This is a genomic window from Enterobacter cloacae complex sp. CARB60 (assembly GCF_036487345.1).
GTDB classification, from domain to species: Bacteria; Pseudomonadota; Gammaproteobacteria; order Enterobacterales; family Enterobacteriaceae; genus Enterobacter; species Enterobacter asburiae_D.
The window spans coordinates 4,145,812-4,160,569 of the sequence record NZ_JAZKLC010000002.1; the positions used below are offsets into that span (position 1 = coordinate 4,145,812).

The window sequence follows — 14,758 nt, forward strand, 5'->3', positions numbered from 1 at the left end:
GAGCCATCATGGAACGAAAACCCACTCTGGTTGTGGCCCTTGGCGGCAACGCGCTGCTCAAGCGCGGCGAGCCGCTGGAAGCGGAGATCCAGCGCCAGAACATCGAGCAGGCAGCCCGCACCATCGCCGGGCTGACGGCGCAGTGGCGCGTGGTGCTGGTGCACGGCAACGGGCCGCAGGTCGGGCTGCTGGCGCTGCAGAACAGCGCCTACGACAAAGTGACGCCCTACCCGCTGGACGTTCTCGGCGCCGAAAGCCAGGGAATGATCGGCTACATGCTCCAGCAGGCGCTGAAAAACAACCTGCCGCAGCGCGAGGTGAGCGTCCTGCTCACGCAGGTGGAAGTGGACGCCGCCGACCCGGCATTCAGCAACCCGACCAAGTACATCGGCCCGGTGTACAGCGAAGCCCAGGCGAAAAGCCTGGCCGCGGAAAAAGGCTGGGTGTTTAAGGCCGACGGGAGCTACGTCCGCCGCGTGGTGCCGTCGCCGCAGCCGAAGCGCATCGTCGAGAGCGACGCCATCACCGCGCTGATTCAGCGTGACCACCTGGTGATCTGCAACGGCGGCGGCGGCGTGCCGGTAGTGGAAAACGCCAACGGCTATCGCGGGATTGAGGCGGTGATCGACAAAGACCTCTCCGCCGCCCTGCTGGCGAGGCAGATCGAGGCCGACGCCCTGCTGATTTTGACCGACGCCGACGCGGTGTACCTCGACTGGGGCAAGCCGACCCAGCGCCCGCTGGCGCAGGTCACGCCGGAGCTGCTCAGAGGCATGCAGTTCGACGCCGGATCGATGGGGCCGAAAGTGGCCGCCTGCCGCGAGTTTGTTGAAGCCTGCAACGGCATTGCCGGGATCGGCGCGCTGGCCGACGGCGCGGAGATCCTGGCAGGCGAGAAAGGCACGTTGATTCGCAATTGAGCACACTCTCCCCTCACCCTAACCCTCTCCCCAAAGGGGAGAGGGGACTTGAAACACCCTCTCCCCTTTGGGGAGAGGGCTGGGGTGAGGGGTAAGGTTTTAGACACTAATTTTAAAAAGGATTTCCCACATGACCATCAACCTGAAAAACCGCAACTTCCTGAAACTGCTGGACTACACCCCGGAGGAGATCCAGTACCTGATCGACCTCGCCATCGAGCTGAAGGCCGCCAAAAAAGCCGGGCGTGAGAAGCAAACCCTGGTCGGGAAAAACATCGCCCTGATCTTTGAAAAAACCTCCACCCGCACCCGCTGCGCCTTCGAAGTGGGCGCGTTCGACCAGGGCGCGCAGGTCACCTACCTCGGCCCAAGCGGATCGCAGATTGGCCATAAAGAGTCGATGAAAGACACCGCCCGCGTGCTGGGCCGCATGTATGACGGCATCGAATACCGCGGCTACGGCCAGGCTATCGTCGAAGAGCTGGGCGAATACGCGGGCGTGCCGGTCTGGAATGGCCTGACCGACGAGTTCCACCCGACGCAAATCCTCGCCGACCTGATGACCATGCTGGAGCACGCGCCGGGCAAAACCCTGCCGGAGCTGAGCTTTGCCTACCTGGGCGATGCGCGCAACAACATGGGCAACTCGCTGATGGTCGGCGCGGCCAAGATGGGGATGGATATCCGCCTCGTCGCGCCGAAATCCTTCTGGCCGGAAGCCGGGCTGGTTGAGCAGTGCCGCGCCATCGCGAAAGAGACGGGCGCGCGCATTACCCTCACCGACGACGTGGAAGAAGGCGTGCGGGGCACCGATTTCCTCTACACCGACGTGTGGGTCTCCATGGGCGAGCCGAAGGAAGCCTGGGCCGAGCGCGTCAGCCTGATGAAGCCGTATCAAATCAACGCGGACGTGATGAAGGCCACCGGCAACCCGAACGTCAAGTTCATGCACTGCCTGCCGGCGTTCCACAACGAGCACACCAAAGTGGGCCGCGAGATCGAGATGGCGTACGGCCTGAAGGGGCTGGAGGTGACGGAAGAGGTCTTCGAATCACCGAACTCCATCGTCTTTGACGAAGCAGAGAACCGCATGCACACCATCAAAGCGGTCATGGTGGCGACACTCGGCGACTAATCACCGCCCGGCGCGCCACGGGTGCGCCGGGTTAAGGAGCACATCATGGGCAAGTTTAAGTTTCCCTCCGCTTACACCATTCTCTTTTTTCTGATTGCCGTTGTGGCGGCGCTGAGCTGGGTCGTCCCTGCCGGTCAGTACCAGATGGCGATGAACGAAACCCTCGGTAAAGAGGTCCCGATTGCCGGAACGTACGCCCACGTGGCGGCGCATCCGCAGGGGCTGGTTTCCGTCCTGATGGCGCCCATCGCCGGGCTGTACGATCCGGTCTCCGGCCAGGCCGGGGCGATCGACGTGGCGCTGTTTATCCTGATCATCGGGGGATTTCTCGGGATCGTCACCAAAACCGGGGCGATTGACGCCGGGATCGAGCGCGTCACCACCCGGCTGCGCGGGCGCGAGGAGTGGATGATCCCGATCCTGATGGCGCTGTTTGCCGCAGGCGGCACGATTTACGGCATGGCCGAAGAGTCGCTGCCGTTCTACACCCTGCTGGTACCGGTGATGCTGGCCGCGCGCTTCGATCCGGTTGTCGCCGCCTCCACCGTGCTGCTCGGGGCGGGGATCGGCACGCTCGGCTCTACCATCAACCCGTTCGCCACGGTGATCGCCGCCAACGCCGCCGGGATCCCCTTCACCAACGGTATCGCCCTGCGCGTGGCGCTGCTGGTCATCGGCTGGATCATCTGCGTGGCGTGGGTGATGCGCTACGCCCGCAAGGTGCGCCAGGATCCGTCGCTGTCGATCGTGGCGGATAAGCAGGAAGAGAACCGCGCCCACTTCCTCGGCAACAAGGGCGAACAGTCGCTGGAATTTACCCCGGTGCGCAAAATCATCCTGGTGATTTTCGCCCTCGCCTTCGCGGTGATGATCTACGGCGTGGCGGTGCTGGGCTGGTGGATGGCGGAGATCTCGGCGGTGTTTCTCGCCAGCGCGATTATCGTCGGCCTGATTGCCCGCATGAGCGAAGAGGAGCTGACGTCGACGTTTATCAACGGCGCGCGAGATTTGCTGGGCGTCGCGCTGATTATCGGCATCGCGCGCGGTATCGTAGTGATCATGGATAAGGGCATGATTACCCACACCATTTTGCACAGCGCGGAAGGACTGGTCAGCGGGTTGTCCACGGTGGCGTTCATCAACGTGATGTACTGGCTGGAGGTCGTGCTGTCGTTTCTTGTGCCTTCTTCGTCCGGCCTGGCCGTTCTGACGATGCCGATCATGGCGCCGCTTGCCGATTTCGCTAACGTCAACCGCGACCTGGTGGTTACGGCTTACCAGTCGGCCTCCGGCATCGTTAACCTGGTCACTCCCACCTCTGCCGTCGTGATGGGCGGTCTGGCTATCGCCCGCGTGCCCTACGTGCGTTATCTGAAATGGGTGGCGCCGCTGCTGGGGATATTAACGGTGGTGATTATGGCGGCGTTAAGCCTGGGGGCGTTGTTGTGATGTTTTGAAGTTGTAGGCCCGGTAAGCGTAGCGCCACCGGGCGTTTTGTTTCAGCCACTTACATGGGAAATAGTTATGACGGAATATGGTGATTACTCTCCAAAAGAACAGCTTCAGCTGACGGTCTGCCAGCGTCTGATCGCAGAAAAGAGTTATCTCTCTCAGGAGGAGATCCGCCGGGATTTGCAGGAGCGTGGTTTTGAGACCATCAGCCAGTCCACCGTTTCACGTCTGCTTAAATTGCTCGGTGTCATAAAAATTCGAAATGCCAAAGGGCTAAAGATTTATTCGCTGAATCCCCAGTTGCGCCCTGCCCCCGACGCCGCGCGTACCGTGTCCGAAATGGTGGTCAGCGTCGAGCACAATAGCGAGTTTATCCTTGTTCATACCGTCGCCGGATATGGCCGCGCGGTGGCGCGTATTCTGGATTATCACCAGCTACCGGAAATTTTAGGCGTGGTGGCTGGCAGCAGTATCGTCTGGGTCGCGCCCCGGGTCGTGAAGCGCACCGCGCTGGTGCATAAGCAAATTAATTATTTACTCAGAACGCATTAATATTCATAAAGAACCGTTTGCATTGAGTAAAGCGTGCATTAAATCGCTTGATCCGAAAAGCGAGCTGCGTATAATGCCCGACAATTTGCCGGGAGGAAGCATGGTCAAGCGTGTACGACATAACGTCTTACCGCGTCTGAAATCAGACGCTGGCCTGCCGTTTTTCTTCCCGTTGCTAAACCTATTCCCAGAGCCCCTCATTTGAGGGGCTTTTTTTTGCCCGGCGTCAGGAGATAAACATGAATCCGCTTTATCAAAAACACATCATTTCCATAAACGACCTCAGCCGCGAAGAGCTGGAACTGGTTCTGGAAACCGCGGCAAAACTGAAGGCCAATCCGCAACCGGAGCTGCTGAAGCACAAGGTGATTGCGAGCTGCTTCTTCGAAGCCTCGACCCGCACCCGCCTCTCCTTTGAGACCTCCATGCACCGCCTGGGCGCGAGCGTGGTGGGCTTCTCGGACAGCAGCAACACGTCGCTGGGTAAAAAAGGCGAGACCCTGGCGGATACCATTTCAGTGATCAGCACCTACGTCGACGCGATTGTGATGCGTCACCCGCAGGAGGGCGCGGCGCGTCTGGCGACCGAGTTTTCCGGCGGCATTCCGGTACTGAACGCCGGTGACGGTGCCAACCAGCATCCGACGCAGACCCTGCTGGATCTGTTCACCATTCAGGAGACGCAGGGCAAGCTTGAGAACCTGAATATCGCCATGGTCGGCGACCTGAAATATGGCCGCACCGTCCACTCCCTGACCCAGGCGCTGGCGAAATTTAACGGCAACCGCTTCTTCTTCATCGCGCCTGACGCGCTGGCGATGCCGCAGTACATTCTCGACATGCTGGACGAAAAAGGCATTCAGTGGAGCCTGCACGCCAGCATCGAAGAGGTGGTGGGCAACGTGGATATTCTCTACATGACCCGCGTGCAGAAAGAGCGTCTGGACCCGTCCGAATACGCCAACGTGAAGGCGCAGTTCGTGCTGCGCGCCAGCGACCTTGAGGGCGCGCGCGACAACATGAAGGTGCTGCATCCGCTGCCGCGCATTGATGAGATCGCCACAGACGTGGATAAAACGCCGCACGCCTGGTACTTCCAGCAGGCCGGAAACGGCATCTTCGCCCGCCAGGCGTTACTGGCACTGGTTCTGAATCGCGAATTGGCACTGTAAGGGGAAACGACCATGACACACGATAACAAACTCCAGGTTGAAGCCATCAAGCGTGGCACCGTGATTGACCACATCCCTGCGCAGGTGGGCTTTAAGCTGCTGACGCTGTTCAAACTGACCGAAACCGACCAGCGCATCACCATCGGCCTGAACCTGCCGTCAGGCGAAATGGGCCGCAAGGACCTGATTAAAATCGAGAACACCTTCCTGACCGACGAGCAGGTTAACCAGCTGTCGCTGTACGCGCCGGACGCCACCGTCAACCGCATCGACGAGTATGAAGTGGTTGGCAAATCCCGCCCGAGCCTGCCGGATCGCATCGAAAGCGTGCTGGTCTGCCCGAACAGCAACTGCATCAGCCATGCTGAGCCGGTTTCCTCCAGCTTTGCAGTGAAAAAACGCGCCGATGACATCGCGCTCAAATGCAAATACTGCGAAAAAGAGTTTTCTCATTATGTGGTGCTGGCCAACTAATTGAGGTTGGTAAAGGATCCCGGCCTCCCTATAATGGCCGGGACTCTTAAATCAGCTGTTATTCTGGAGAAATCATGACCAAAGTACTCGCGACGGAAAATGCACCAGCGGCTATCGGCCCATACGTTCAGGGCGTTGATCTGGGCAGCATGATCATCACCTCTGGCCAGATCCCGGTGAACCCAAAAACCGGTGAAGTACCGGCCGACGTGGCGGCACAGGCGCGTCAGTCGCTGGAAAACGTGCAGGCGATCGTGGAATCCGCGGGCCTGAAAGTGGGCGACATCGTGAAAACCACCGTTTTCGTGAAGGATCTGAACGATTTCGCGACCGTGAACGCCACCTACGAAGCGTTCTTCACCGAGCATAATGCCACCTTCCCGGCGCGCTCCTGCGTGGAAGTAGCCCGTCTGCCAAAAGACGTGAAAATTGAAATCGAAGCGATTGCCGTACGTCGTTAATCTGTTTCAGTAAATACAGGGCAGCTCAGGCTGCCTTTTATTTCGCCTATTTTTATCCTCGCGATAAAATGACCTTCCCCCCGTCCATAAATACACTCACGCGGTATATTGATTATTATGGACAGAGAATGAAACTTTCAAAAATTGCGCTGGCGATAGCGGCATTGACCGTTACCTCTTCCGCACTGGCCCATGGCTATATTGAATCTCCAGCCAGCCGCGCCTATATGTGCAAGCTCGGCCAAAATATCGATTGTGGTTTAGTACAGTACGAACCGCAGAGTGTAGAAAAAAGTTCCGGTTTCCCGGCTGGCGCTATGCCGCCGGATGGACAACTCGCCAGTGCCGGCATTGCCCAGTATTCTCAACTGGATAAACAGAGCCTGAATGCCTGGACAAAAACGCCGATGACGGCAGGGCCGCATCAATTTGTCTGGCACCATACCGCCCCACACAAAACCGCCAACTGGCGTTATTACATCACAAAGCAAAACTGGGATCCGAATAAACCCCTGACCCGCGCTCAGTTTGAATCTACCCCATTCTGTACTGTAAACGGGAATGGCCTTGCCCCCGCGATGACGCAGTCCATGAATTGTAATGTTCCTGAACGCACCGGATATCAGGTCATTTATGGCGTGTGGGAAATTGCCGATACGGCAAACAGTTTCTATCAGGCTATTGATGTTGATTTTGGTAATAGCGCAAGCACCTCGACTGACGAGGCAACAGCGGGCGTATCGGAATGGAGCAAAATGATCTCCGGCCAAATCGCGGGCAATAACCTCCATACGGGCGACAAAATCATTGCACGCTTCTTCGACGCTAACGGGGAAGTTGCCGCCCTGCGTACCGAGTTGACCATCGGCTCGGCTACCCAAGGGGATGCAAACCAGTGGTCATACGATCTGGCGCAGAAGATCAACGCCGAGCACAGCGACGTTCGCGTCGGGGTGAAGGATGAAGCGGGTGAAATCAACCCGGTTCACGGCGCGAACAGCGTATTCGTGAAGGACGGCAGCACGCTGCAGTCCGTCGCGATATCGTATGAAGAGCAGAAAGCGGAAGTGAATGAAACGATTGCCGTTTCTAACCTGCAGTACAGCAAAATCGAACATGACAGCGCGACCGTGACGTTCCACGTGAGCACCAAAGGCGACGTGAATATGGAAGCACACGTGATGAACCACAGCGGTGCGGAAAAAGGCTATCTGAAACAGGATATGAACAACGCCAGCCAGGACGTGACCATAACCCTGAATGACGTGACGCCGGGCCACCACATGCTGAAATACTACGCCACCAACAAAGACGGCACCCTGTTTGCCCAGGACGTGCTGAACCTGATGCTGGAAGGCGAAGCGGCGGCGGACAACGCCGGTCAGCATGACTATATCTTCCCGGACAATGTCGCGTCTTACAAAGCAGGTACCGTAGTGTTACAGCCTAAAGACGGTAAGACCTACGAGTGTAAACCTTTCCCGTACAGCGGCTACTGCATGCAGTACAGCAGAACGTCTACCCAGTTTGAGCCTGGGGTTGGCGCACACTGGAAAGAGGCGTGGGTGTTCAAGAACTGAGTTGCCTTTACGCCTGGCGGCACTTCGTTTGCCGGGCCTACACGTCACGTAGGCCCGGTAAGCGTAGTGTATGACCGGATACATAGGTGACAGATCAGACCGGGAACATAGGTAACACTTTTTAGTCTATCCGGAGCACACTCTGGGTTTTTCGGTCATAGTACGCAAGCGTTATTCCGTTAAAGATGATGGCCTCAAGGCCATCATCTTGTTCTTCCAGCATGATGTACTCATCAGTCAGCGCTTCACTCAGGAACACCGTCCCCTTTTTCCCCATATAGAGTGTCCCCCTCGATTTCACCCTGTAGACCGTCCCTCCTTCCGGATAAACATATTCAGGAACCCTGCCATCCCAGTGACGGCCTGAGGGTTTCCATACCGTTCCAGGCGTTGCACCCGCCAGGGCTTCATGCGGCCTTTCGTGGTTAAACTCTTCCCGGTAGTCACTGAACCACCGCTGTTGTTCTTCCATCGTCATGAAGGTGTTGCCCTGTTTCACTGCACTTTTCAGCGAGCGGTGCATTCGCTCATGACGGCCGTTTTCTTCCGGATGCCCCTTTCTGATACGTTCCGGTCTGATGCCCAGCTTTATCAGCCAGACGGCAAGGCGACTTAACCCGGCGATACCTGTTCCCGCGAACGGCTGACCGTTATCCGTTCTCAGGACTTCCGGCAGACCGTACTCCAGGAATGCATCCGTCAGGCACTGCCTGACGAAGGGCTCGCTCTCCCGGTCCGTTCCCCGGCAGCTCAGAAGATACCGGCTGTGATTGTCGGTCAGGGTGAAGGGATGGCAGTACTCTCTGCTCAGCAGCCTGAACTTGCCTTTAAAATCAGCGCTCCAGACCTGATTGTTCTCACTGATGGTGGTCAGGGGCTGGCGATTACCCGGGGTTCTGCGTTTTCGCTTTTTATCCGGAACCAGGCCTTCACGCTTGAGGATATCGCCGATAGTGCTGGCAGCAGGGACGGTAAAATCGACGTGATGATTGAGCAGCCACATCCGCAGTTTTTTGGGGCCCCAGTCAGGGTGTTTTTGACGCAGGGCAGTCAGGTGTCCGGCGATATCATCAGTAACCGTCCGGGAGTGGGAGTGTGGCGCGCGCGACCGGTCAGAGAGAGATGACAGGTCAGAGGGGTCAAAACGCTGAAGCCATTTATAGCCGGTTTTACGGCTGATACCAAAAAGACGGCAAAGAGCGGAGAAGGAGTCCGTACCTGCATGGCAGGCACGGATAAAATCAAGGCGTTGCATAGGTCGGGTCTCAGTCCAGGGCATAGCGAGTCTCCTCTTCTATGCCAGTTATAACTGTTACCCATGTATCCGGTCTAAAGTGTTACCCATGTTTCCGGTTCATACCGTAGCGCCACCGGGCGCTTTTGTTACTGATTCCGCGTCGCGCGCAGCAGCGTCTCCAGCGGATAGACTGCCGCAATCACCACCTCGTCCTGAACCTTCGCCGCGTTATCCAGCTCGCTCTGAATCGAGGCGATCTCTTTGTCATCCAGCGTGCCCTGGCGCGCCACCAGATCCGTCAGCCGCAGGCCAATCGAGGCCAGCTTATCGACCTCCTGAATCACCGGCTTCATCGCCTTCAGCTGATAGCTGTTTTCGCTTAGCGCCAGCGCGTCGCTGGTGTTGCTCTGCCAGCGGTTAAAGACGTGGCGCAGCGCGTCGGCGCTTTCCGTGTCTTCCGCATCGCTCACCAGGCGGTCCGCCCATTTGTGCATCTGGCGCACGGTGGCGCTTTCGGCGTTCAGCGCATCCGCGAAGCGGTTGAGCGGCTCGAACTGATGATAATTTCCGGCCTGGAACTTCAGGTGCTGACGGGTGTAATACTGCGCAGGCTCCACCGCCTGAGCGAGGATTTGCAGCGGCAGCGTGTCGGCATTCCCGGCGAGGCGCGTGAACTGTACCTGCTGCTGGGTATGCTGCTGCAGCCCGACCGACACCGTTGACCAGCTGTCCATCGCCTGCAGGCGGGTGTACATGTTGTCGACGTCGTTGACGTCCTTCGCGGACCATAAGCGTTCCGCCACCGCAAAGGCGCGCGGCCACAGGCGGATATCCAGCACCGGCGCGACCACGTTCTCCGCCCACAGCGCGGCCTCACCGCCGAGCAGGTTGGCCTGATTCGCCACGTCCGGCACGACCGGCGGAATGCCTTTCGGCACCTCGTCCAGACGCGTGCCGCTAATCGGGTAGCGGGTGTTCCCCACCAGGAAATAGCCGGTGAGCTTATCGTTATCGACGGAAACCACCGGGCGCGTCTCGCCCATCCAGGTGTCGACGCTAAACGTGACCTGATTGTCGTCACGCCATTCAATATCCTGCACCGCGCGGCGGGATTTCCCGGCAAAATCAATAAATCCGCGCCAGCCGGCATCCCCTTTCACCAGCGTGAAGCTCCCCTCCACCGGCTTGCCCTTCAGGCGCGGCATAGTGAAGGCCCAGCTCTGGGCGCTGTCGGTGTCTGCAATCACATCCACGCCGTTCAGCCCCTGCGGGACGATTTCGTTGCGGTAGTGATAGGCGGTGGACTGGGGCTGGTCGAGATAGAAGCCCGTCGAGAGAATCCCTTTGTAGCCGTTCTGCGCCACCTGTCCCAGCGCGTCCTGCCCCTGCCAGGACTGGATCAGAATGCTTTTCGGCAGGTCAGGATGGTAGATCTCATCCCAGCCGACCATCTGCCGGCGGTGTTTCTCGAGGATCGTCTCCAGCTTGCGGTTGAAATAGGCCTGCAGCGCGTGGCTGTCCGCCAGCCTGTTATCGCGCATGAAATTCTGGATCGCGGCGTTCGCTTTCCACTGGCTGTCGTCCACCTCGTCACCGCCGATATGCAAGTACGGATCGGGGAAGATCGCCGCCAGTTCGCTGACCATCGCGTCGGCGAAGGCGTAGGTTGCGTCTTTGGTCGGATCCAGCACCGGCTTCAGCACGCCCCAGTGGCGCTCCATTGCGTACGGCCCCGGGGCGCTCATCAGCTCCGGATAGGCCACGGCAATCGCCGAGGCGTGACCCGGCATGTCGATCTCCGGCACCACGCGAATGCCGCGCTCGGCGGCGTAACGCACCACCTCACGCATCTGTTCAGGGGTGTAGAACAGCCCGTCGCTGGCAAGCTGCGTCAGCTTAGGGTAGCGCTTCGAGCTGAAGCGCCAGCCCTGATCGTCGGTCAGGTGCCAGTGCAGGACGTTGAGCTTTGCCGCGGCCATGCCGTCGATTTGACGTTTGATATCCGGCAGCGGGATAAAGTGGCGCGCCGAATCGAGCAGAAGCCCGCGCCACGGGAAGCGCGGCGAATCTTCAATGGTGACCCACGGCAGCGAGGTATTTTCCGCTCCGTTCTGCATCAGCTGGAGCAGCGTTTCCATGGCGCGCAGCGCGCCGAAGCGGGTGTTGGCGGAGATATCGACGCCGTTGGCGTCCACCGTGAGCCTATAGCTTTCATCGCTGTCCGGCAGCGGCTGCGGTTTTACCTTTTTGGCAATCGCGATGCGGATGGTCGGTTTGTCTGGCTTTTCAGCCTGAGGCTGCAGCGTCCAGCCGGTTTGCAGGGCAATGCGCTGGCGCAGGCGGTTGACCGCGTCGCCGAGATCGTCCCCGCTGACGCTGACAGAGATTTTATCGTTAAGCACCAGCGCGCCCTGGGTCGTCGGGCGCTCGACCTTGGCAGGCCAGGGCATTAAGGGGAGATCGCCTGCCGGGGCGGCGAAGGCAGAGGCGCCGAGCATTAGCCCGGCGGTTAAGAGACTGTACCGTAACATGAATGTTCCTTATCTGACGGGCCAAATAAAGGCAAAACATTCTGTTAACATGCGCTCAATTTGTCGTCAAGCGAATGCGCCGACGGAGATCACAGGTTGTTGAATTTGGGAGGAAAGCTAGTGCCGGGTGGCGGCTTCGCCTTACCCGGCCTACATTCTGATCGTAGGCCCGGTAAGCGCAGCGCCACCGGGCTTGCCGTTACTGCCACCCGTACCGGCGCGCATAGAATCCTTTCACCATCTGCGTCAGCACCATATAGCCCGCGAGGATCGCCACCAGCCACGGGAAGTAGCTCAGCGGCAGCGCCTGCAGCTGCAGGTAGCCTGCCAGCGGGGAGAACGGCAGCGCGATGCCGAGCGCCATCACAATCCCCGTCATCACAATCAGCGGCCACGCGGCGCGGCTCTGGATGAACGGAATGCGGCGGGTGCGGATCATGTGCACAATCAGCGTCTGCGACAGCAGACCTACCACGAACCAGCCGGACTGGAACAGCGTCTGGTGTTCCGGGGTATTAGCGTGGAACACAAACCACATCAGGCAGAAGGTCAGGATGTCGAAGATGGAGCTGATCGGACCAAAGAACAGCATAAAGCGCCCCAGATCCGCCGGGTTCCAGTGCTGCGGCTTCTGGATCTGCTCGTCGTCCACGTTATCAAACGGGATCGCCACCTGAGACACGTCGTACATCAGGTTCTGGATCAGCAGGTGCAGCGGCAGCATCGGCAGGAACGGCAGAAACGCGCTCGCCACCAGCACGCTGAAGACGTTACCGAAGTTGGAGCTGGCGGTCATTTTGATGTACTTAAGCATGTTGGCAAAGGTACGGCGACCTTCGATCACGCCCTCCTCCAGCACCATCAGGCTCTTTTCCAGCAGGATGATATCTGCCGCTTCACGGGCGATATCCACCGCGCCGTCCACCGAGATACCGATATCCGCCGCACGCAGCGCGGGCGCGTCGTTGATGCCGTCGCCCATAAAGCCGACAACGTGCCCTTCGCGCCGCAGCAGCGTGACAATGCGCTCTTTGTGCATTGGCGTCAGGCGGGCAAACAGCGTGGTGTGCAGTGCAAGTTTCGCCAGCTCGTCGTCGGAGAGGTGCTCGATGTCGCTCCCCACCACGACCTCCCCCGCGTCCAGCCCCACTTCATGGCACACTTTAGCCGCCACCAGCTCGCTGTCGCCGGTGAGAATTTTGACGGTAATACCGCTCGCCTTCAGCGCCTTCAGCGCCGGCGCGGTGGTCTCTTTCGGCGGATCGAGGAATGCGATGTAACCCTCGAGGATCAGATCGGATTCGTCGATACGCTGATAGTCACCCTCGCGCGCGGGCAGGAACTTGCTCGCAACCGCCACGACGCGCAGCCCCTGACGGTTCAGGTTGTCGGTGACGCGCTTGATGCGGCGCAGCATGGTGTCGTCCAGCGGCACGATGTCGCCGTTATAGCGAACCTGCGTCGACACGTTGAGGATCTCCTGCAGCGCGCCTTTGCAGATCAGCTGATGCACGTCCGTCTGCTCGCTCACCACCACCGACATACGGCGGCGCTCGAAGTCGAACGGGATCTCATCCACTTTCTGCCAGCGGCCGGAGAGCGTGCGGGCTGACTCTTCATCCACCCCTTCCAGCACGGCGACATCGAGCAGGTTTTTCAGCCCGGTCTGGTAATGGCTGTTCAGCCACGCGCTGTGCAGGACGCGCTCGCTGGTTTTGCCGGAGATATCGGTGTGGTTCTCCAGCACGATTTTATCCTGCGTCAGGGTGCCGGTTTTATCGGTGCAGAGGATGTCCATCGCGCCAAAGTTTTGAATGGCGTCTAGGTGTTTAACGATCACCTTCTGTTTAGAGAGCTTGACCGCCCCGCGCGCCAGCGTGGAGGTGACGATCATCGGCAGCATTTCCGGCGTCAGGCCAACGGCCACGGAGAGCGCGAACAGCGCCGCTTCCCACCAGTCGCCTTTAGTGTAGCCGTTGATCAGCAGCACGATCGGCGTCATCACCATCATAAAGCGGATCAGCAGCATGCTGACGCGGCCAATGCCTTTCTGGAAGGCGTTCGGCTCGCTCTCCTGCTCGCTGACGCGCCCGGCAAGCTGACCAAACCAGGTGTTGCCTCCGGTGGCGGTAACAATCGCCTGCGCGGTGCCGCTGACGACCGTGGTGCCCATAAAGCACAGGGTATCGCACTCGAGCGGGTTCATCTGCTGCGGGTCGCGGCTGCGCGCCACCTTTTCAACGGGCAGGGATTCCCCGGTCAGGGAGGCCTGCGCGACGAACAGATCGCGCGCCTGGATGATGCGTAAATCCGCCGGGATCATGTCCCCCGCCGCCAGCTTCACCAGATCGCCCGGCACCAGCTGGTCGATAGGCAGCTCCACCCAGGCGTTTTCGCCGAGATCGTTAATCACGCGCGAGACGGTCGCGGTGTTGCTGACCATCGCCTTCAGGGCGTCGGCCGCTTTGGTGGAGCGGGCCTCCTGAATAAAGTTCAGCAGCGTGGAAATGCCCACCATCAGGGCAATCACCCCTGCGGCAAACAGATCTTCCGTCGCGTAAGAGATGAGGCCGAGCACGGTCAGCAGCAGGTTGAACGGGTTGCGGTAGCAGAGCCACAGGTGTACCCACCACGGAGAGGGCTTCTGCGCCGGGATCTGGTTATCGCCGTGCACGGCGCGGATTTTTTCCACTTCGGACGCGTTTAGCCCTTCCGGGTGCCCGCCGAACGCGCGCCAGACTTCGTTTTCATCCATTGCCGCCACGTTCAGGCAGCGTTCGGTCAGGGACGCGGGGATCGCCGCCCCCGCCATATTTTTGGCGTTTGGCAGCGGGTCGCGCTGAACAAGACGGTGTGGCAGGTGGCGGCTCAGCAGGGCCTGCAGCTGCCGGGTGATATTTTTAAACATAGTCATTCCTCCGCATCCGCGAATGCGAACGCAGCATTTCCTTCAGGCGTGGCAAGGCCGTACCTGAGAGGCACTCAATTTTTCAAGCAGGAACGTTTAGGACGTTGCTGCCTCACATCACCGGTGAGTCAGCAACAGGCTGGCTTACCGGATAGAACGCATTCTCCCGTTCAGGAGAGGTGTGGGATCGGGATCCATGAAGCCTCCGGTAAGTAAAAAGTAGGGTGTCGCCGCGCAGTATAAGGATTTAAGCGTACCCTTTGTGACGATTCGGGCGGTATTATACCCCCCTGCAAATAAACCGAACGTAAACCAGACTTTGCCCATAGCGAAATC

Annotated in this window: 12 protein-coding genes and 1 pseudogene; 9 read left to right on the forward strand and 4 right to left on the reverse strand. The window is 59.2% G+C overall.

Going from position 1 to position 14,758, the window contains the following annotated elements:
- Positions 1-8 precede the first annotated feature (8 nt).
- The 4 genes from arcC to V4835_RS20970 all read left to right on the forward strand — a co-directional run bounded on the left by arcC (position 9) and on the right by V4835_RS20970 (position 4,059).
- Positions 9-920, forward strand: a complete 912-nt coding sequence (arcC, locus tag V4835_RS20955) for a carbamate kinase (protein ID WP_331413572.1) — start codon at positions 9-11, stop codon at positions 918-920.
- 130 nt (positions 921-1,050) lie between these two features.
- The gene (gene argF / locus V4835_RS20960; RefSeq protein WP_208584587.1) at positions 1,051-2,055 is read left to right on the forward strand and encodes an ornithine carbamoyltransferase; all 1,005 of its coding nucleotides are present in this window, start codon (positions 1,051-1,053) and stop codon (positions 2,053-2,055) included.
- Between the two features lie 45 nt (positions 2,056-2,100).
- The gene (locus V4835_RS20965; protein ID WP_063144041.1) at positions 2,101-3,504 is read left to right on the forward strand and encodes a YfcC family protein; all 1,404 of its coding nucleotides are present in this window, start codon (positions 2,101-2,103) and stop codon (positions 3,502-3,504) included.
- 75 nt (positions 3,505-3,579) lie between these two features.
- Positions 3,580-4,059: an arginine repressor gene (locus V4835_RS20970; protein WP_023334317.1), complete on the forward strand. Its 480-nt coding sequence runs from the start codon at positions 3,580-3,582 to the stop codon at positions 4,057-4,059.
- A gap of 3 nt (positions 4,060-4,062) precedes the next feature.
- On the opposite strand, the pseudogene V4835_RS20975 reads toward V4835_RS20970, so the two are convergent.
- Positions 4,063-4,180 (reverse strand): annotated as a pseudogene (locus tag V4835_RS20975) (hypothetical protein).
- On the opposite strand from V4835_RS20975, the gene V4835_RS20980 reads away from it, so the two are divergent.
- The 5 genes from V4835_RS20980 (at position 4,160) to gbpA (ending at position 7,746) form a co-directional block, all read left to right on the forward strand.
- Positions 4,160-4,264 carry a pyrBI operon leader peptide gene (locus V4835_RS20980; protein WP_022646880.1) on the forward strand — a complete coding sequence of 35 codons (105 nt, stop codon included), beginning with the start codon at positions 4,160-4,162 and terminating at the stop codon, positions 4,262-4,264. The pseudogene V4835_RS20975 and the gene V4835_RS20980 overlap by 21 nt on opposite strands.
- Positions 4,265-4,298: 34 nt before the next feature.
- Positions 4,299-5,231, forward strand: coding sequence for an aspartate carbamoyltransferase (gene pyrB / locus V4835_RS20985; protein WP_063144042.1), 933 nt, complete (start codon positions 4,299-4,301; stop codon positions 5,229-5,231).
- Between the two features lie 12 nt (positions 5,232-5,243).
- The gene (pyrI, locus tag V4835_RS20990; protein ID WP_023310197.1) at positions 5,244-5,705 is read left to right on the forward strand and encodes an aspartate carbamoyltransferase regulatory subunit; all 462 of its coding nucleotides are present in this window, start codon (positions 5,244-5,246) and stop codon (positions 5,703-5,705) included.
- 74 nt (positions 5,706-5,779) lie between these two features.
- Positions 5,780-6,166 (forward strand): 2-iminobutanoate/2-iminopropanoate deaminase, encoded by a 387-nt coding sequence (ridA, locus tag V4835_RS20995; protein WP_014882305.1) that lies wholly within the window; start codon positions 5,780-5,782, stop codon positions 6,164-6,166.
- A 128-nt stretch (positions 6,167-6,294) separates the two neighbouring features.
- Positions 6,295-7,746: an N-acetylglucosamine-binding protein GbpA gene (gene gbpA / locus V4835_RS21000; RefSeq protein WP_331413575.1), complete on the forward strand. Its 1,452-nt coding sequence runs from the start codon at positions 6,295-6,297 to the stop codon at positions 7,744-7,746.
- Between the two features lie 121 nt (positions 7,747-7,867).
- Here the strand turns inward: gbpA and V4835_RS21005 are convergent, their stop codons facing one another.
- The 3 genes from V4835_RS21005 to mgtA form a co-directional block, all read right to left on the reverse strand.
- Complete coding sequence (locus tag V4835_RS21005) at positions 7,868-9,025, reverse strand: DDE-type integrase/transposase/recombinase (protein ID WP_331411093.1); 1,158 nt, start codon at positions 9,023-9,025, stop codon at positions 7,868-7,870.
- A 104-nt stretch (positions 9,026-9,129) separates the two neighbouring features.
- Positions 9,130-11,514, reverse strand: a complete 2,385-nt coding sequence (locus tag V4835_RS21010; RefSeq protein WP_331413577.1) for a beta-N-acetylhexosaminidase — start codon at positions 11,512-11,514, stop codon at positions 9,130-9,132.
- Between the two features lie 199 nt (positions 11,515-11,713).
- The gene (gene mgtA, locus V4835_RS21015) at positions 11,714-14,422 is read right to left on the reverse strand and encodes a magnesium-translocating P-type ATPase (RefSeq protein WP_331413579.1); all 2,709 of its coding nucleotides are present in this window, start codon (positions 14,420-14,422) and stop codon (positions 11,714-11,716) included.
- Positions 14,423-14,758 lie beyond the last annotated feature (336 nt).